The organism is Roseovarius nubinhibens ISM, assembly GCF_000152625.1.
GTDB classification, from domain to species: domain Bacteria; phylum Pseudomonadota; class Alphaproteobacteria; order Rhodobacterales; family Rhodobacteraceae; genus Roseovarius; species Roseovarius nubinhibens.
Window position 1 is genome coordinate 1,467,996 of the sequence record NZ_CH724156.1, and the last position, 16,135, is coordinate 1,484,130.

General features: G+C 63.2%; 18 protein-coding genes and 1 tRNA gene. 9 read left to right on the forward strand and 10 right to left on the reverse strand.

Features of this window, described 5'->3' with window-relative positions; all coding sequences use genetic code 11:
- Positions 1–2: 2 nt before the first annotated feature.
- The 3 genes from ISM_RS07090 to ISM_RS07100 all read right to left on the reverse strand — a co-directional run bounded on the left by ISM_RS07090 (position 3) and on the right by ISM_RS07100 (position 1,650).
- Positions 3–1,244, reverse strand: a complete 1,242-nt coding sequence (locus ISM_RS07090) for an NAD(P)/FAD-dependent oxidoreductase (RefSeq protein WP_009813454.1) — start codon at positions 1,242–1,244, stop codon at positions 3–5.
- Positions 1,245–1,367: 123 nt separating this feature from the next.
- Positions 1,368–1,493, reverse strand: a complete 126-nt coding sequence (gene ykgO, locus ISM_RS07095) for a type B 50S ribosomal protein L36 (RefSeq protein ID WP_005850168.1) — start codon at positions 1,491–1,493, stop codon at positions 1,368–1,370.
- Positions 1,494–1,575: 82 nt separating this feature from the next.
- Positions 1,576–1,650: transfer RNA gene (locus ISM_RS07100), tRNA-Val, on the reverse strand.
- 155 nt (positions 1,651–1,805) lie between these two features.
- Between ISM_RS07100 and ISM_RS07105 the strand changes: the two genes are divergently transcribed.
- Positions 1,806–2,669, forward strand: coding sequence for an N-formylglutamate amidohydrolase (locus ISM_RS07105; RefSeq protein ID WP_009813455.1), 864 nt, complete (start codon positions 1,806–1,808; stop codon positions 2,667–2,669).
- A 3-nt stretch (positions 2,670–2,672) separates the two neighbouring features.
- On the opposite strand, the gene ISM_RS07110 is transcribed toward ISM_RS07105, so the two are convergent.
- The 4 genes from ISM_RS07110 to ISM_RS07125 form a co-directional block, all read right to left on the reverse strand.
- Positions 2,673–3,932, reverse strand: coding sequence for a DNA polymerase IV (locus tag ISM_RS07110; protein WP_009813456.1), 1,260 nt, complete (start codon positions 3,930–3,932; stop codon positions 2,673–2,675).
- A 202-nt stretch (positions 3,933–4,134) separates the two neighbouring features.
- Positions 4,135–4,845 carry an orotidine-5'-phosphate decarboxylase gene (gene pyrF / locus ISM_RS07115; protein WP_009813457.1) on the reverse strand — a complete coding sequence of 237 codons (711 nt, stop codon included), beginning with the start codon at positions 4,843–4,845 and terminating at the stop codon, positions 4,135–4,137.
- A gap of 154 nt (positions 4,846–4,999) precedes the next feature.
- The gene (locus ISM_RS07120; protein WP_156783332.1) at positions 5,000–5,269 is read right to left on the reverse strand and encodes a hypothetical protein; all 270 of its coding nucleotides are present in this window, start codon (positions 5,267–5,269) and stop codon (positions 5,000–5,002) included.
- A 195-nt stretch (positions 5,270–5,464) separates the two neighbouring features.
- Positions 5,465–5,779, reverse strand: coding sequence for a hypothetical protein (locus ISM_RS07125; RefSeq protein ID WP_009813459.1), 315 nt, complete (start codon positions 5,777–5,779; stop codon positions 5,465–5,467).
- Between the two features lie 230 nt (positions 5,780–6,009).
- Between ISM_RS07125 and clpB the strand changes: the two genes are divergently transcribed.
- Both clpB and ISM_RS07135 read left to right on the forward strand, forming a co-directional pair.
- Positions 6,010–8,628 carry an ATP-dependent chaperone ClpB gene (gene clpB / locus ISM_RS07130; protein ID WP_009813461.1) on the forward strand — a complete coding sequence of 873 codons (2,619 nt, stop codon included), beginning with the start codon at positions 6,010–6,012 and terminating at the stop codon, positions 8,626–8,628.
- A gap of 208 nt (positions 8,629–8,836) precedes the next feature.
- Positions 8,837–9,049 carry a hypothetical protein gene (locus ISM_RS07135; protein WP_040617929.1) on the forward strand — a complete coding sequence of 71 codons (213 nt, stop codon included), beginning with the start codon at positions 8,837–8,839 and terminating at the stop codon, positions 9,047–9,049.
- A gap of 154 nt (positions 9,050–9,203) precedes the next feature.
- Here the strand turns inward: ISM_RS07135 and ISM_RS07140 are convergent, their stop codons facing one another.
- Both ISM_RS07140 and ISM_RS07145 read right to left on the reverse strand, forming a co-directional pair.
- The gene (locus ISM_RS07140) at positions 9,204–9,908 is read right to left on the reverse strand and encodes a winged helix-turn-helix domain-containing protein (protein WP_009813463.1); all 705 of its coding nucleotides are present in this window, start codon (positions 9,906–9,908) and stop codon (positions 9,204–9,206) included.
- A gap of 18 nt (positions 9,909–9,926) precedes the next feature.
- Positions 9,927–10,160 carry a hypothetical protein gene (locus ISM_RS07145; protein ID WP_009813464.1) on the reverse strand — a complete coding sequence of 78 codons (234 nt, stop codon included), beginning with the start codon at positions 10,158–10,160 and terminating at the stop codon, positions 9,927–9,929.
- 216 nt (positions 10,161–10,376) lie between these two features.
- Here ISM_RS07145 and ISM_RS17700 point away from each other — a divergent pair, with 216 nt between their 5' ends.
- On the forward strand, positions 10,377–10,850 hold the full coding sequence (locus ISM_RS17700) for a hypothetical protein (protein ID WP_009813465.1): 474 nt from the start codon (positions 10,377–10,379) through the stop codon (positions 10,848–10,850).
- A gap of 101 nt (positions 10,851–10,951) precedes the next feature.
- Here the strand turns inward: ISM_RS17700 and ISM_RS07155 are convergent, their stop codons facing one another.
- On the reverse strand, positions 10,952–11,413 hold the full coding sequence (locus tag ISM_RS07155) for an Lrp/AsnC family transcriptional regulator (RefSeq protein ID WP_009813466.1): 462 nt from the start codon (positions 11,411–11,413) through the stop codon (positions 10,952–10,954).
- 194 nt (positions 11,414–11,607) lie between these two features.
- Between ISM_RS07155 and ISM_RS07160 the strand changes: the two genes are divergently transcribed.
- From ISM_RS07160 to ISM_RS07180, 5 genes are read left to right on the forward strand one after another with little or no spacing between them, the layout of a single operon-like run.
- Positions 11,608–12,153: a PPC domain-containing DNA-binding protein gene (locus ISM_RS07160; RefSeq protein ID WP_040617930.1), complete on the forward strand. Its 546-nt coding sequence runs from the start codon at positions 11,608–11,610 to the stop codon at positions 12,151–12,153.
- Between the two features lies 1 nt (position 12,154).
- Complete coding sequence (locus ISM_RS07165; protein WP_009813468.1) at positions 12,155–12,550, forward strand: PPC domain-containing DNA-binding protein; 396 nt, start codon at positions 12,155–12,157, stop codon at positions 12,548–12,550.
- A 37-nt stretch (positions 12,551–12,587) separates the two neighbouring features.
- Complete coding sequence (locus ISM_RS07170) at positions 12,588–13,754, forward strand: acetyl-CoA acetyltransferase (RefSeq protein WP_040617931.1); 1,167 nt, start codon at positions 12,588–12,590, stop codon at positions 13,752–13,754.
- Positions 13,751–15,358 carry an acyl-CoA synthetase gene (locus ISM_RS07175; protein WP_040617932.1) on the forward strand — a complete coding sequence of 536 codons (1,608 nt, stop codon included), beginning with the start codon at positions 13,751–13,753 and terminating at the stop codon, positions 15,356–15,358. The genes ISM_RS07170 and ISM_RS07175 overlap by 4 nt, the downstream gene beginning before the upstream one ends.
- Complete coding sequence (locus ISM_RS07180; RefSeq protein WP_009813471.1) at positions 15,355–16,122, forward strand: SDR family NAD(P)-dependent oxidoreductase; 768 nt, start codon at positions 15,355–15,357, stop codon at positions 16,120–16,122. The genes ISM_RS07175 and ISM_RS07180 overlap by 4 nt, the downstream gene beginning before the upstream one ends.
- Positions 16,123–16,135 lie beyond the last annotated feature (13 nt).

The window sequence follows — 16,135 nt, forward strand, 5'->3', positions numbered from 1 at the left end:
GCCTAATCGAACCGGGCCGGATCGTAATAGCTCATGTCGCCATTGGGTTTGCGTCCGGCGATCATGTCGGCGATCCAGCGCCCGGTTTTCGGCCCGCCGGTGAGCCCCACATGCTGATGCCCAAAGCCGAGATGCAGCCCGGTGGCACCGCGTTGGCCAATGAGCGGCAGGCTGTCCGGGGTCGACGGGCGGTGGCCCATCCATTCCTCGGCCAGCTCATACTGCAGATCGGGAAAGAGCTCTGACAGGTAGCGGCGGATCAGCGCGAAGGGCTTGGGCGAGCGGGGCGCGTCGACATGGGCGAGCTCGACCGCGCTGGTACAGCGCAGCCCGTGCTCCATCGGGTTGAAGGCACATTTTCCGGCCACCATGATCGGATTGTTCGGCACGTGGGATGGCGATTTCAGATGCAGGTGATAGCCGCGCTCGGCCTCGAGCGGCAGCTTGATCCCGAGCTTGCGCAGGATCGGTTTCGACCAGATGCCCGCCGTCACCACCGCATGATCGCAGGGCAGCGTGCCCTGATCGGTTTCAACCGCCGTAACGCGGCCATCGCGCAGGGTGATGTCCTTGGCCGTGGCCACGAGAAACCTGCCCCCCTCAGCTTGGAAGACCTCGGCGAGTGCTTTCATATAGGCGCCGGGATTGGCGATATGGCCCTGATTGCGCAGCACCGCGAGACAGCCGATATTGGCCCCGAGCATCGGCTCGGCCTCTTGCACGGCGGCGCCTTCGATCAGCTCTGGCACATAGCCCGCGTTGCGCTTGATCGCCCAGGCATAGCTGTCGCGCGCATAGGCGGCGCGGTCGGCATAGGCGTAGGACAGATCGCTGTCGGTGACAAACCGCGCGGCGGCGGTGCCCTGGGTCAGGGCGCGGTGCTGTTCGACACTGTCATGCAGCAGATTGTGCAGCCCCGCCGCCATCCGCTGTGTCCGTGTGTCGGTGCCCTGCGCCACATAGCGCAGGAGCCAGGGCAGCAGCCGGGGCAGGTAGCTATATTGCAAGAAAAGCGGCGCGTTCGGATCGGCGAGGCTCTTGATTCCCTGGCGGATGATACCCGGCGAATTGATCGGCGCGATGGCCCATTGCGCCAGCAGCCCGGCATTGCCATAGGACGCGCCCGCGCCGGGGCCTTCGCGGTCGATCAGCGTGACTTCATGGCCGTCGCGGCGCAGCCAGATGGCGGCGCTCAGCCCACAGATGCCGGCGCCGATAACGATGATCTTTGCAGGGGTATTCATGCCCGTCCTCTCCCAAGACTGCGCGCAGTTAAGCGGTCTTTGTCAGGCGGGGCAATATGGCAGCACAAAAAGAAAAACCCCGCCCGAGAGGGGCGGGGTTTTCAAATCTGTCCGAGCGTTTGCTCAGCCCTGACGGGCTTTGAAACGGCGCTGGGTTTTGTTGATCACGTAGACGCGGCCTTTGCGGCGCACGACACGGCAATCCCGGTGCCGGTTCTTGAGCGAACGGAGCGAGTTGCGAACTTTCATCGTTCTTTCCTCTGTCTGTCGCGGCGCGGGCCAGCGCCTTAGGTTACGGGCGTTTCGCACGCTTTGCGAAACAATGAAATCATGGTGGGCGATACTGGGATCGAACCAGTGACCCCTTCGATGTCAACGAAGTGCTCTACCGCTGAGCTAATCACCCCTATGGACCTTGGTCTGGATTCGTGCCCCTAAAAAACAGGGGCGCGGAAATCCGCGCCGCAGCGTCGCTGTCTATAAAAGGAGTCGCGGAGGTGATCAAGGGCTTTCGGTAACAGTTTTTTTCAGGCTATCCTATAAGCCAATCGGGGAGGTCGAATGCCCAAGCTTGCGTATCAGTTGGAGTTTCCGAGGAAAAGGACCACGAGCGTGGTCTTTGCCTCGCCGCATTCGGCGCGGGACTATCCGCAGTGGTTTCTGGATCGGTCGCGGCTCGACGAGGTGACGATCCGGTCCTCCGAGGATGCCTATGTCGATATTTTCCTCGATTCTGCGCCACGTCTTGGCGCGCCCTTGATCTGTGCCGGCGCGCCGCGCGCCTTTATCGATCTCAACCGGGGTCCCGATGAGCTCGACCCGGCCTTGATCGAAGGGGTGCGGATGGTCGGGCATAATCCGCGCGTGGCCTCCGGGCTTGGGGTGATTCCGCGTGTGGTGGCCAATGGACAGCCTATTTATACAGGGAAATTGACCCGCGACGAGGCGATCGAGCGGATCGAGACCTATTGGCATCCCTATCACAATGCGCTCGCCCAGCAGCTCGATCAGGCCTGGGAGATGTTTGGCGAGGCCATTCTTCTCGACTGTCATTCGATGCCACATGAAGCGATGGATGCGGCGATGCACCGGGGCGGCAAACGCCCGCATGTGGTGCTCGGCGACCGGTTCGGGGCCTCGGCCGCGCCCGAGATTGTCGAGCGGGTGGAGGCGGCGTTTCAGCGCGCCGGGCTGGTCGTGGCGCGCAACGCGCCCTTTGCCGGGGCCTTTGTCACACAGAATTACGGGCGGCCCTCGCGGGGGCGGCATGCGGTGCAGATCGAGATTGACCGGGCGCTCTATATGGACGAGCGGCGGATCGCGCCGAACCAGAATTTCGAGGCCTTCCGCGCCATGATGCGCGATATTCTGGCAGAGTTGGCGGATATTGGCCGACCGGTGCAGCAGACGCTGGCGGCGGAATAAGCGCTAGCGCAGGGCGCGGCCTTTAACGATCGCGTCAGAGCCGAATTTCTCCCGAATGGCATCGGCGGCGCGTTCGGCCTGGCTGCGTTTGCGGGCCTGAGGGTCGAGCAGATCGCCCGAGAGATCGGCCGCCTCTTCTGGCACCAGATCGGAAATGCCGACGCCGATGAGCCGGTAGGGCACCTGATGATCCACCTGATCATAGAGATTGCGGGCGGTGCGGTAGATCGTGTCGGCGAGCTGGGTCGCGTCGCGCAGGGCGAGGCGGCGGGAGATCAGCGAATGATCGGCGCGCTTGAGCTTGAGCGTGACGACGCGGCCGGCGAGATGGCGGGCCTTGGCGCGGTCGGAGACCTGCACGGAGAGCCGCCAGATATGGCCATCGAGCAGCTCGGTATGGCCGGTATCCTCGAAAAACGTGGTTTCCTTGGAGATGGATTTGACCGGCGCGCGGGCGTCGACACGGCGCATGTCCTGACCCCGGGCAAGATGCCAGAGCCGGTTGCCGAGCGAGCCAAACCGCGCCACGAGATCCTGCCGCTCCCACCTTAACAAATCGTTAAAGCTGCGGATGCCGGCCTTGTCCAAGGCGGTTTGCGCGGATTGGCCGACGCCCCAGATCATTCGGACCGGTTTGTCGCGGAGAAATGCGGCGGTCTCGGCGGCACCGATGACAGAAAATCCACGCGGTTTATCCAGATCAGACGCGATCTTTGCTAAGAATTTATTATGGCTGAGGCCAATCGAGCCGGTGACGCCCAGTTCCGAGCGCATCCGCGCCACCAGCCGGGCCAGCATCACCGCAGGCGGCGCGCCATGCAGGCGGGTGGTGCCGGAGAGGTCGAGAAAGGCCTCGTCGAGCGACAGGGGTTCGATCACCGGGGTGAGGTCGAGCATCATGGCGCGGATCTGGCGGGAGACCTCGGCATAGACCTCCATCCGGGGTTTGAGCACCACCGCGTCAGGGCAGAGATCAAGCGCCTTGAACATCGGCATGGCCGAGCGCACGCCGCGAATTCGCGCGATATAACAGGCGGTTGAGACGACGCCACGGCGGCCGCCGCCGATGATCAGCGGCTTGTCCGCGAGCGCGGGATTGTCGCGTTTCTCGACGCTGGCATAGAAGGCATCGCAATCCATATGGGCGATGGTCAGCCCGTAGAGCTCGGGATGCGAGAGCACGCGCGGGCTCTGACAGCCGGGGCAGCGGCGGGGCGCGGGATCGGGCAGGTTTTGCAGGCAGTCGCGGCAAAAAGCGGGCATGGCGGGCGATCACATCCGGGTGTCGGGGGTCCATGTTAACAGGTTGGCGAGGCCACGGAAATCGACCTTCGGCAAAGCGTCGGTATTACGTCGGTATTGCGTCAGTGGGTGATTCGGGCTTTTCCGGCCAAAGCCGCGAGTGTGCGCCGCGCGCCCGGGGCGGCGGCGATTTATTAACCAATGGTCATGGCGGAATCGCGGCTTAAGGCAGCTCGGCCAGGATGGCGCGGGCGGCGGCGGGGGCATCGTCAGCCGCCCAGATCGGACGCCCGACGACGATGTGATCGGCCCCGTCCTTGAGCGCCTGTGCCGGGGTGGCCACGCGTTTCTGATCGCCGAGCGCCGCGCCCGCGGGGCGCACGCCGGGGGTCACGATGAGACGGCCCTTGGCATTGGGCAGGGCGCGGATCATCGCCGCCTCTTGCGGCGAGGCGATGACGCCATCGGCACCGGCGTCGAAGGCGCGGCTGGCGCGTTCGCAGACCAGATCGTGAATGTCGCCCGCGCGGATCAGCCCGGCGTCGAGATCGGCCCGGTCGAGCGAGGTGAGAATGGTCACCGCGAGGATTTTCGTCGATTTGCCGCCGACGCCCTCGCGGGCGGCGCGCACCACATGCGGATCGCCATGGACGGTGAGGAAATCGAGATCGAACTGCACCAGACCGCGCACGGCGTTTTCGACGGTGGCGCCGATGTCGAAGAGCTTCATGTCGAGGAAGATGCGCTTGCCATGTTCCTGCTTGAGCTCGTTTGCCACGGCGAGCCCGCCCCCGGTGAGCATGCCGAGACCGATCTTGTAGAAGCTGACCGCATCGCCGAGCCGTTCGGCGAGTTGCAGCGCCTCGATGGCGTTGGGCACGTCGAGCGCGACGATCAGCCGGTCATCGGCAAGGGTGGAGGAGGTGGCGGTCATGGGCGGCCCCTTTGCAAAACGCGCGGCAAAACTCGCGCCCTTGTGGCCGCCACATGGCAACAGGTCAAGGGTCTTGGGCCGGGGGGCTTGGTCCGGGGGGCTTGGGCCGGGGTCTTGAACTGGGGGCCGGGGGGTCTTGAACTGGGGGGCCGGATCAGGAGGCCCGCTGAAATTCCTTGGGCGCGTCTTCGGCCACTTGCACGGCATCGGCCTGACGGCGGTATTCCGGCATGCGCCGGATCTGACGCAGCGCGTCCTCGGCCAGCGCCTCGGCCAGTGAGGCGGGCGGCACGTCGGATTGCAGCTTGGCCTTGGTCATCAGGCAAAGCGTGCTGATATCGGTGGTCAGGATGGCGATGGCGCGATGCTCTTCCGCATCAGGAGAGAATCGCAGGTCATCAAAGCGGAATTGGCGAATAATCATCACAGGCACCATTACAAACAAGAACCAAATACCGGTTAACGGTACAGGCTTCAGGGTGAATATCAAGCGCCTCTTCCCCGAGGGGGTTGTGCCGGAGGGGGTGGGGCGCCGCCGGATCGGTGGGATCGTCCGCGCGCGCCCCGGTTGAAATCACCTGCCAGATCGCAGGGATCGTTCGGGAAATTCTGTCGCGGCTCAGGCCGCGATGCGCGGGCTGCCCGAGGGCAGGCTCAGCGTGCCGCTGGCGAGGATCTGGGCCACGCGGGTCTGGTACTCGGCGCTGGTGGTGGCGCGGCGCGAGCGCATGGCGGGCAGGTTGTCGCTATGGGCGCGGGCCGCCGCATCATGCAGGCGGCGCACCACCACGTCATATTCAGCGGTCAGCGGCGCGGTGGCCTGTGTCGGATAGCTGTAGGTGATCCCGTCTTCGTGGATTTTGACCAGGGCTTCGAATGCGCCGGTTTCCGGGTTGTAGCGCACCTGATCGAATTGGATTTTTTCGATCTGCATTGCCTAATTCCTTCTGCTCTAGGCCGGGGGATTTCCCCTGTGGATAACTTGGGAACGGCCAGTGAAATTTAAACGGGGAAACGGCTTTTTTGTTCCCCTCTGGGCAAATTCAGGGTCTGATCGCTTGAAGATCGGCGGGATGCTGCCCATCTGTCAGGTCGAGGTTCCCGACCGCCGTATGCCTAATGCTGGGTGCGGCACCGGGGGTACGCTTATAGAGGAGAGTTGGGATGGACTTTGAAAAGTTCACCGAGCGGTCGCGTGGCTTTGTTCAGGCAGCGCAGACGATCGCCATGCGGGAAAGCCATCAGAAGCTGGCGCCCGAACATATACTGAAAGCATTGATGGATGATGACCAGGGGCTTGCGAGCAACCTGATCAAACGCGCGGGCGGCGAGCCGGCACGGGTGGTTCAGGCCTTGGATATCGCCATCTCGAAAATCCCTGTCGTCACCGGCGACGCGGGCCAGACCTATATGGATCAGCAGACCGGCAAGGTCCTTGCCGAGGCCGAAAAGCTCGCCAAGAAGGCGGGTGACAGTTTCGTGCCGGTCGAGCGCATTCTGACGGCGCTTGCCATGGTCAAGAGCCCGGCGAAAGAGGCGCTCGAGGCCGGCGGCATCAGCGCGCAGAAGCTCAATGAAGCGATCAATGATGTCCGCAAGGGGCGCACCGCCGACAGTGCCAGCGCCGAGGACACCTATGAGGCGCTCGAGAAATATGCGCGCGACCTGACGCGGGCCGCCGACGAGGGCAAGATCGATCCGATCATTGGCCGCGACGATGAAATTCGCCGCGCCATGCAGGTTCTGTCGCGCCGCACCAAGAACAACCCGGTGCTCATCGGCGAGCCGGGGGTCGGCAAGACCGCCATCGCCGAGGGGCTGGCGCTGCGCATCGTCAATGGCGATGTGCCCGAGAGCCTCGCCGACAAGCGGCTGTTGTCGCTCGACATGGGGGCGCTCATCGCTGGGGCGAAATACCGTGGCGAATTCGAAGAGCGGCTCAAATCCGTGCTCAACGAGGTGACGGATGCGGCGGGCGAGATCATTCTCTTTATCGACGAGATGCACACGCTCATCGGGGCCGGGAAATCGGATGGCGCGATGGATGCGGCCAATCTGATCAAGCCGGCGCTGGCGCGCGGCGAGCTGCATTGTATCGGGGCCACCACGCTCGATGAATATCGCAAGCATGTGGAGAAGGACGCGGCGCTGGCGCGGCGGTTCCAGCCCATCGTGGTGCAGGAGCCGACGGTCGAGGACACGATCAGCATCCTGCGCGGCATCAAGGAGAAATACGAGCTGCACCATGGGGTGCGGATTTCGGACAGCGCCCTGGTGACCGCCGCGACGCTCAGCCATCGCTATATCACCGACCGGTTCCTGCCGGACAAGGCGATCGACCTGATGGACGAGGCCGCCAGCCGGTTGCGGATGGAGGTGGACAGCAAGCCCGAAGAGCTTGACGCGCTCGACCGTGAGATCCTGCAAAAGCAGATCGAAGCGGAGGCGCTCAAGAAAGAGGATGATGTCGCGTCGAAGGACCGTCTCGAGAAGCTCGAGAAAGAGCTGTCGGATCTGCAGGAGCGATCGCGCGAGATGACCGCGCAATGGCAGGCCGAGCGGGACAAGCTCGCCGGGGCGCGGGACCTCAAGGAACAGCTCGACCGGGCGCGGATAGAGCTCGACCATGCCAAGCGCGAGGGTGATCTCGCCAAGGCGGGTGAGCTCAGCTATGGCGTGATTCCGGGGCTGGAAAAGCAGCTGGCGCAGGCCGAGAGTGCCGAGGCCGATGGCGTCATGGTCGAAGAGGCGGTGCGGCCCGAGCAGATCGCGCAGGTGGTCGAACGCTGGACCGGGATTCCGACGGCAAAGATGCTCGAGGGCGAGCGCGAGAAGCTTCTGGGGATGGAAGAGAACCTGCATCGTCGGGTGATCGGCCAGAACCAGGCGGTGAAGGCCGTGGCCAATGCGGTGCGCCGGGCGCGCGCCGGGCTCAATGACGAGAACCGGCCGCTGGGCTCGTTCCTGTTCCTCGGGCCGACCGGTGTCGGCAAGACCGAGCTCACCAAGGCGGTGGCCGAGTTCCTCTTTGACGACGACAGCGCCATGGTGCGCATCGACATGTCGGAGTTCATGGAGAAACATTCGGTGGCCCGTCTGATCGGCGCGCCTCCGGGCTATGTCGGCTATGACGAGGGCGGTGTCCTCACCGAGGCGGTGCGGCGCAGACCCTATCAGGTGGTGCTGTTCGACGAGGTGGAAAAGGCCCACCCGGATGTGTTCAACGTGCTGTTGCAAGTGCTCGATGATGGCGTGCTGACCGATGGTCAGGGCCGCACCGTGGATTTCAAGCAGACGCTGATCATCCTGACTTCGAACCTTGGGGCGCAGGCGCTGAGCCAGCTGCCCGACGGGGCCGATGCCAGCGACGCCAAGCGCGACGTGATGGATGCGGTGCGGGCGCATTTCCGGCCCGAGTTCCTCAACCGGCTCGACGAGACGATCATCTTTGACCGGCTCAAGCGCGAGGATATGGCCGGGATCGTCACGATCCAGATGGGGCGTCTGCTCAAACGGCTGGCGGCGCGGAAGATCACGCTCGATCTCGACGATGCGGCGCGCAAATGGCTGGCCGATGAGGGCTATGACCCGGTGTTCGGGGCGCGGCCTCTCAAGCGGGTGATCCAGCGTGCGCTGCAGGATCCGCTGGCCGAGGCCTTGCTGGCCGGGGATATCCTCGACGGCAGCACGGTGCCGGTGAGCGCCGGGACCGAGGGCCTGATCATCGGCGATCGGGTCGGCAGCACCAAGCGCCAGCCGCCCGAGGATGCCGTGGTGCATTAAGGGTGCATTAAGAGCTGTGAGGCGCAAATCACCCCGGTAGCGGGCCTCTGACGGGGCTGCGCACGGGATGCCAAGAGATTGGGCCGCGGGACACACCCGCGGCCCATTTTTTCCGCGAAGCTATGATGATTCTTGGGTGGAAAGCCCATCCCGGCGGGTCTATATAAGGGGCAGGGAGGAGTTCACTTACTCAGAAAGGTGACCTCCAATGGCATTTCTAACTCAACGTCTGGTTTCTCTCCCCGATCTTGCGGGTGCCGTGCATCGTGGCTTTGCAGCCTTTGGTGACGCGCTGGTGTCGATCGTCGAGCACAACGGCCGTCTGCGCCGGATGCAGATGCTTCAGGATATGAGCGATGACGAGCTCGCGGCCTGCGGCATCAAGCGCGAAGACATCGTGCGCATCGTCTTTGACGCCTGAACCGGGACGCAAGACCCGGGGCCTCATCGAGGGGCAAATGACCGGGGCTTTTGACCCATGCCACCTGCCCGGCAAAGGCCGGGCAGTGGCCTGAAAACCGAAAACTGAGAGCTGAGGCCTGCGACCTCAGAGCCCTGACATGGCTTGGCCCGGGTCAGATGACGCGGATCACATCCTTGTCGATGGCCAGCACATAGCCCTTGCGGGCGATGTTCTTGACCAACAGCTCGCTCACCATCTGATTGCCCAGCGTGTCGCGCAGCCGCTTGATGCGGGTGGCGCCGGCGGCCTCTTCGCAGTCCGAGGCGTCGCGCCCGGAAATCATCGCCTCGATTTCAGAACCCGAAAGAATGTCGCCATCCATCCGTGCCTCGGCCAGGATCGACAGGGTTTCCATCGCCGCATCGGTGAGCTTGAACCCCATATTGTTGAGATAGACCGATTTCTCGGCCCGGCTGATCAGGAGTGAACTCACCTGAATGCCCGAGCGTTCGATCTGCGCCATGCGCCGGTTGAGCGCCACCAGCATAATGAGAAAGACCACCGCCGCGATGAGCAGCGCCGCGGCAAAGACCAGCAGCACGAAAATCACCATCCGGTAGCTGGTGAGCGTCTCGGAAAAGGCGGTGCCGGAGAGGGCGAGAATTTCCAGAAGCTTGATCTCGCCATCGCTGGTCAGCGTGTCGTTTTCGACAAAGATCCGTTCGACGCGGGCGTTGAAGGCATTGGCGTCGGGCAGCGAGACAAAGAGAAAGATCGCCGCGAGGGTGAGGATCACCACGATGGCGGCCACCCCCAGCGTGACGACGAGATTGCCCGAACGCCGTGCCTCGGTGACGGTGGTGTCAGCCGGTTGCATACTCGCCCTCCCCCGGGATCAGGATTCCTTGACGGACAGAACCTTGAGCAGGGTCAGCCCGGCCGCGGCGAGCCGCGCGCGCAGCTCGACCGTGGCGGCGGGCACCGTACAGGGCCCGCTGATCTGGGCAACATCATAAAAGAGCTCAAGCGGATTGTCGCGCTTGGCCTTGTATTCGGCCTGACATCCGGCATGGGCGGCAGAGGCGCCGAGCGCGAGGATGAGGCTGGAGATGAGAGCGATCTGTTTCATGGCGCCACCTTGCGCGGAAATGCGGGCGCTATTCAATATCTCTTGGGCATCCGGGGGCGGGGCGGCGCGTGTTATCGGATAACAGGCGGGTGTTATTGCGTGGCGCAGAGGCTCGGGGTGAGGCTGATCCTGTCACTGCCGTGCCTTGCTGTCCTTGTTGGGTGCAGCGGGCGGGGCATCCGTAAAATGTAAGCTGCTCAAGAAAGGATACAAGCCATGTCCAGACGTTTCATCACCCTGATCTCGGCCGCGGCCATCGCGCTCTCTGGTCTGTCGTTTTCGGCCTCGACGGCCCGCGCCGACGACCGCAAGACCGCGCAATGGATCGCCGGCATCGCCGCCGCCGCCATCGTCGGTGCGGTGATCATCGACCAGAAGAAAGACCGCGAACGCCGCAAGCGCGAGGCGGTGCAACGCCAGCGCTATTACGACCAATACGGTCATGGACAGTATCGCAACGACCAGCGCCGCGCCCATAAATATCATGAGAAGCAGCGCAAGGAACGGATCAAGCAGCACCGCAAGGCGCATAAGCACGGCCATAAACATGGTCACGCCCATGGCCATCAGCACCGGGATCATCAGACCCATCGTCAGAGCACCCGCAACGATCCTTATAACCGCTACGACAATTCGCACCTGGCCCGGCCTCTGCCGCGATCGGTGCGCAACAGCCAGCACGCCAAGTAAGATCTGGGCACCAGCGTAACGAGTGCCGAGCAGCGAGATCGAGCAGATCAGGAGAGGGGGGCCAAGCGCCCCCCTCTTTCATATGCCCGGGGTGGCCCGCGTCAGAGAGGGAGGGCGCGGGTGTTTTTATATTCGTGGAGCAAGACGCTCGATTGGATTTCCTGCACGCCGGGGAGCATGACGAGCTTGTTGTTCATCAGCTGATGATAATGTTCGAGGTCGCGGACGATGATCCGGAGGCGAAAGTCGATGTCGCCGAGCAGCAGCTGGACGACCTGGACCTCGGGGATCTTCGAGGCTTGGGCGGCGAAGTCTTCGAGGGATTTGCGGCCGTGTTCCGAGAGTTTGATGCGGACAAAGACGACGGTCTCATAGCCCAGCTTCTTTGGGTCCAGCACGACGACGCGGTCCTGGATGATGCCCTCTTCTTCCATGCGCGACAGCCGTCGCCAGACGGGCGATTGCGACAGGCCCACGCGTTTCGCGAGCTCGGCGGCGTTCAGGTTTCCTTCGCTTTGCAGGACGCGGAGGATTCGGAGATCGGTATCATCGAGAGACTGCATTCTTATTCCTCATAAATGGCCATGTCGGCATTAGTAATGCAGGCGCGGGCCGCGGTCCACGCAAAATAGGCCAAAAAATCCTCAAACCTCTAATTATAAGACTGTCCAACGCGGATAAATGGCGATGACGGGCAAGACCATGCGCCCAGCCAGAGTTCGCTGCATGATCCATGCGCTTATTTGGAGGGGAGACTATGCCTTTGACAGACCCATGGCAGACGGGTCGTGTGCGCACCTTGCAGCATCCGGGTCGCTTTGACCCGGTGCGCATCAAGAGCAAGCATTCGGACAGCGCGCGTCACTTCAGGGTGACGTTGCAGCCGGGGAAATCGCTCTATGATGGGCTGGTCGAACCGATGCGGGCGGCGAATATCGAAGCGGCCTCCACCACCATTCTGGGGGGCTGGTATGCGGAGCTGAACTATTGCGTCGCGCCGCCGGACCCGCAGAAAGAGGCCATCGTGCGCTATTCAGCGCCGATCTATGGCGGCGAAAGCTATATGGTGTTCGGCAATGCGACGCTGGGCGTGAGCATGAAGGGCACCCCGATGGTGCATTGTCATGCCGCCTTTGTCCGCGAGGACGGGGCGCTCAAGGGTGGGCACATCATCCCGGAGACGACCATTGTCGGGCGTGACGGCATCTCGGTGCTGGTGACGGCGATGGACGATTTCGTGCTGCGTCAGGCCTATGACCCCGAGACCAAAATCCCCCTTTTCCAACCATTTGCGAGAACATGACATGACCATTGTTGAACATGGCGCCATGGGCCGCGTCGCCTATGCGCGGATCGCCCCGAATGAAGACCTCGTGCAGGGCATCGAGAAAACCTGTCTGGCCGAGGGCATTCGCAATGCGTTCGTGCGCGGCGCGCTGGGAAGCCTCGTCGATGCGACGCTGGTCACCAAATCCGACGGCACGCGTGTGCTGGTCAATGGCCCGGCGGTCGAAGTGGTGAGCATCGCCGGCGAAGTCCGGGCGGGGCCGGACAACACGATTGCCGCCGCCCTCTCGGGGGTTGTGGCGGACACCGACGGACAGGTCTTTGGCGGGTTTTTCGTCCCCGGGGGCAACACCGTCTGCATGACCTTTGAAGTGACCTTGGAAGAATGGCTGCCCGCCGACGCAAGCGCGTAAGGCCCGGCACCGAACATGACAAAAAGGGATATCTAAAATGACCTCAGCAATCGTGGGTTGGGCCCACACGAAATTTGGCAAATCAGAGGCTCCGGATGTGGAGGCCTTGATCGGTGAAGTCGCAGGCGCGGCGCTCGAACATGCGCAGATCGATGCGGCGGATGTCGACGGCATCTTTGTCGGCGTCATGAACAATGGCTTTTCCAAGCAGGGGCTGGAAGGGGCGCTGGTGGCGCTGAACCAGCCGGAGCTCAGCTATACGCCGTCGGTGCATCTGGAAAACGCCTGCGCGACGGGGTCGGCGGCGCTCTATGCGGCGATGGATTTCATCGCAGCGGGCCGTGGCAAGGTGGCGCTGGTGGTGGGTGCGGAGAAGATGACCGCGACGCCGCTGAACGAGGTGGGCGATATCCTTCTCGGGGCCTCCTATCGCAAGGAAGAGGCCCATGCGGGCGGCGGCTTTGCCGGCATCTTTGGCCAGATTGCCCAGACCTATTTTCAGCAACATGGCGACAAGTCGCGCGAGCTTGGCATGATCGCGGCCAAGAACCATGCCAATGGCGTCGGCAATCCTTATGCGCATCTGCAAAAGGATCTGGGCGTCGCCTTCTGCACCACGGTGTCGGACAAGAACCCCTATGTCGCGGCCCCGCTGCGGCGCACCGATTGTTCGCTGATCTCGGACGGGGCGGCGGCGATCGTGCTGGTGCATTCCGATCTGGTGCCGGAGGCGGCGCGCGCGGTGACCTTCAAGGCGCGGGTGCAGACCAATGACATCCTGCCGCTGTCGCGGCGTGATCCCACCGCCTTTGAGGGCGCGCGGCGGGCCTGGCAAAAGGCCCGCGAGGTCTCGGGGCTCGAGATGGAGGATCTGGATCTCGTGGAGACCCATGACTGTTTCACCATCGCCGAGCTGATCGAATACGAGGCCATGGGGCTTGCCGAGCCGGGTGAGGGCTATCGGCTGGTTCAGGAGGGGTACACCCAGAAGGATGGCAAGCTCCCGGTGAACCCGTCGGGCGGGCTCAAGGCCAAGGGCCATCCGGTCGGTGCCACGGGCGTGTCGCAGCATGTGATGGCCTGTCTGCAGCTCATGGATGAGGGCGGCGACATGCAGATCGCCGGGGCCGAAACCGTTGGTGTCTTCAACATGGGGGGAGCGGCGGTCACCAATTACGTCTCGATCATGGAGCGCGCGAAATGAGCACCGTGGCACCAAAGGGCGGCGTTGCGCCCTATTCTAAACGGGTGATGAACCTGTCGCATGTCCTGCGCCAGTCGGCGCGTCGCTTTGGCGATGAGATCGGCTTTGTCTGGGGCGACAAGACCTGGACCTGGAAAGAGGTCGACGCCCGTGTCGACGCGCTCTGCCATGTGCTCGCGGCGCAAGGCGTGACCAAGGGCGACCGGGTTCTCGTGCAATCGCCGAATTGCAACCAGATGTTCGAGACCATGTTCGCCTGTTTCCGGATGGGGGCGGTGTGGGTTCCGACGAATTTCCGCCAGACCCCGCCGGAGGTGGCCTATCTCGCCCAGTCGAGCGGCGCGGTGGCGATCATCTGTCACAAGGATTTCGGCGCGCATTACGCGGCCTGCCGGGAGGAGGCGCGCCAGCTGCGGGTCGCGCTCGCCATCGGCGAGGCGAGCTGGGCCGAGGATCTCGATGATCTGGTGGCAGAGCACATGGGCCAGCCCTTTGCGGCGGCGGATGTCGAACATGACGACCCGTGCTGGTTCTTCTACACCTCGGGGACCACGGGCCGCCCCAAGGCAGGCGTTCTGACCCATGGGCAGATGGGCTTTGTGATCACCAATCACCTCTGTGATCTGATGCCCGGCACCTCGCAAAAGGATGCCTCTATCGTGGTGGCACCGCTGTCGCATGGCGCGGGCATTCATCAGCTGGTGAACACCGCGCGGTCGGTGAAAACCGTGCTGCCGCAGAGCCCGGGGTTTGACGGGGATGAAATCTGGTCGCTTGTTGAAAAGTGGCAAGCGAGCAACCTTTTCACCGTGCCGACCATCGTCAACATGCTGGTCGATGACAAGGCGGTGGACCGCTATGACCGCAGCTCGCTGCGCTACATGATCTATGCCGGTGCTCCGATGTATCGCGAAGATCAGAAACGCGCCCTGCGCACGCTCGGGCCGGTTCTGGTGCAATATTACGGGCTGGGCGAAGTCACCGGCAATATCACCGTGCTGCCGCCGATGCTGCATTCGCTCGAGGATGGCGAGAATGCCAAGATCGGGTCCTGTGGCTTTGAGCGCACCGGGATGCAGGTCTCTATTCAGGATGCGGCGGGCCAAGAGCGCGCCCCCGGAGAGACGGGCGAGATTGCGGTTTGTGGGCCGGCGGTCTTTGCTGGCTATTACAACAATGACGAGGCCAATCAGAAATCCTTTCGCAACGGTTGGTTCCTGACCGGGGATCTGGGCCATCTCGATGACGAGGGGTTCCTCTATATCACCGGGCGGGCCTCGGACATGTATATCTCGGGCGGGTCGAACGTCTATCCCCGCGAGATCGAGGAGAAGATCCTCGAGCATCCGGCGGTGGACGAGGTGGCGATCCTCGGCGTGCCCGATCCGAAATGGGGCGAAGTGGGCCTCGCGATCTGCACCCTCAATGCCGAGCTCGATCAGGAAACGCTGTTGAGCTGGCTTGAGGGGAAAGTGTCCCGCTACAAGCTTCCGAAAACCGTGCTGTTCTGGCCGGAGCTTCCGAAATCGGCCTATGGCAAGATTTCCAAGAAGATCATCAAGGAAAAGCTCGACGCGCTTGCGCTGATGGAGGACGCGTCATGAGTGAGACGGTTCTTGTCACCGGCGGCCCTTCGGGGATCGGGCGGGCGATCAGCGAACGCTGTCTCGCCCGGGGCTGGACGGTCATAGCGGCGGATGTGTCGGAGCAGGTGCTCGCAGAGTTTCAAAGCGAAATGTCCGGGTTTGGCGATCGGCTGATCTGTCGGCAGTTGGATGTCTCGGATGAGGCGGCGGTCAACGCGCTGGTCGATGGTCTCGAGGCCGAGGGGCATGAGATCACCGGGCTGGTCAACTCGGCGGGGATCGGCACCGATATTCCGGCGACCGAAACCAGCGTCGAGCTGTTTCGCAAGGTGTTGGACGTCAATCTGATCGGTAGTTTCATGGTGGCCCGGGCGGTGGCGCGGCACATGATCCCGCGCGGGCGTGGCTCTATCGTCAACATCTCGTCGATCTCGGGCATGACCGGCAACAAGGGGCGCGTCGCCTATGGCTCGTCCAAGGCCGGGGTGCTGCAGATGACCCGGGTGCTGTCGACGGAATGGGCGCCGCATGGTCTGCGGGTCAATGCGGTCTCGCCGGGGCCGGTCGAGACGCCGCTGGTCGAGCGCATGCATGAGACAAGTTCGCGCAAGCTCTGGACCGACCGGCTGCCGATGCATCGCTATGCGAGCCCGTCAGAGCTCTCGGGGGGGGTGGTGTTCCTGCTCGACGGCGACATGTCGTCCTTTGTCACCGGCCAGAACATCGCCATCGACGGCGGCTTTACCACTTCGGGCATCTTGAACCCGCAGCCTGCGGAATGAGCGCGCAGGCCCT

Coding starts and splice junctions, on each gene's coding strand:
- ISM_RS07090 (WP_009813454.1), bottom strand. CDS start 1,244: ATGAATACCCCTGCAAAGATCATCGTTATCGGCGCCGGCATCTGTGGG.
- ykgO (WP_005850168.1), bottom strand. CDS start 1,493: ATGAAAGTTCGCAACTCGCTCCGTTCGCTCAAGAACCGGCACCGGGAT.
- ISM_RS07105 (WP_009813455.1), top strand. CDS start 1,806: ATGCCCAAGCTTGCGTATCAGTTGGAGTTTCCGAGGAAAAGGACCACG.
- ISM_RS07110 (WP_009813456.1), bottom strand. CDS start 3,932: ATGCCCGCTTTTTGCCGCGACTGCCTGCAAAACCTGCCCGATCCCGCG.
- pyrF (WP_009813457.1), bottom strand. CDS start 4,845: ATGACCGCCACCTCCTCCACCCTTGCCGATGACCGGCTGATCGTCGCG.
- ISM_RS07120 (WP_156783332.1), bottom strand. CDS start 5,269: ATGATTATTCGCCAATTCCGCTTTGATGACCTGCGATTCTCTCCTGAT.
- ISM_RS07125 (WP_009813459.1), bottom strand. CDS start 5,779: ATGCAGATCGAAAAAATCCAATTCGATCAGGTGCGCTACAACCCGGAA.
- clpB (WP_009813461.1), top strand. CDS start 6,010: ATGGACTTTGAAAAGTTCACCGAGCGGTCGCGTGGCTTTGTTCAGGCA.
- ISM_RS07135 (WP_040617929.1), top strand. CDS start 8,837: ATGGCATTTCTAACTCAACGTCTGGTTTCTCTCCCCGATCTTGCGGGT.
- ISM_RS07140 (WP_009813463.1), bottom strand. CDS start 9,908: ATGCAACCGGCTGACACCACCGTCACCGAGGCACGGCGTTCGGGCAAT.
- ISM_RS07145 (WP_009813464.1), bottom strand. CDS start 10,160: ATGAAACAGATCGCTCTCATCTCCAGCCTCATCCTCGCGCTCGGCGCC.
- ISM_RS17700 (WP_009813465.1), top strand. CDS start 10,377: ATGTCCAGACGTTTCATCACCCTGATCTCGGCCGCGGCCATCGCGCTC.
- ISM_RS07155 (WP_009813466.1), bottom strand. CDS start 11,413: ATGCAGTCTCTCGATGATACCGATCTCCGAATCCTCCGCGTCCTGCAA.
- ISM_RS07160 (WP_040617930.1), top strand. CDS start 11,608: ATGCCTTTGACAGACCCATGGCAGACGGGTCGTGTGCGCACCTTGCAG.
- ISM_RS07165 (WP_009813468.1), top strand. CDS start 12,155: ATGACCATTGTTGAACATGGCGCCATGGGCCGCGTCGCCTATGCGCGG.
- ISM_RS07170 (WP_040617931.1), top strand. CDS start 12,588: ATGACCTCAGCAATCGTGGGTTGGGCCCACACGAAATTTGGCAAATCA.
- ISM_RS07175 (WP_040617932.1), top strand. CDS start 13,751: ATGAGCACCGTGGCACCAAAGGGCGGCGTTGCGCCCTATTCTAAACGG.
- ISM_RS07180 (WP_009813471.1), top strand. CDS start 15,355: ATGAGTGAGACGGTTCTTGTCACCGGCGGCCCTTCGGGGATCGGGCGG.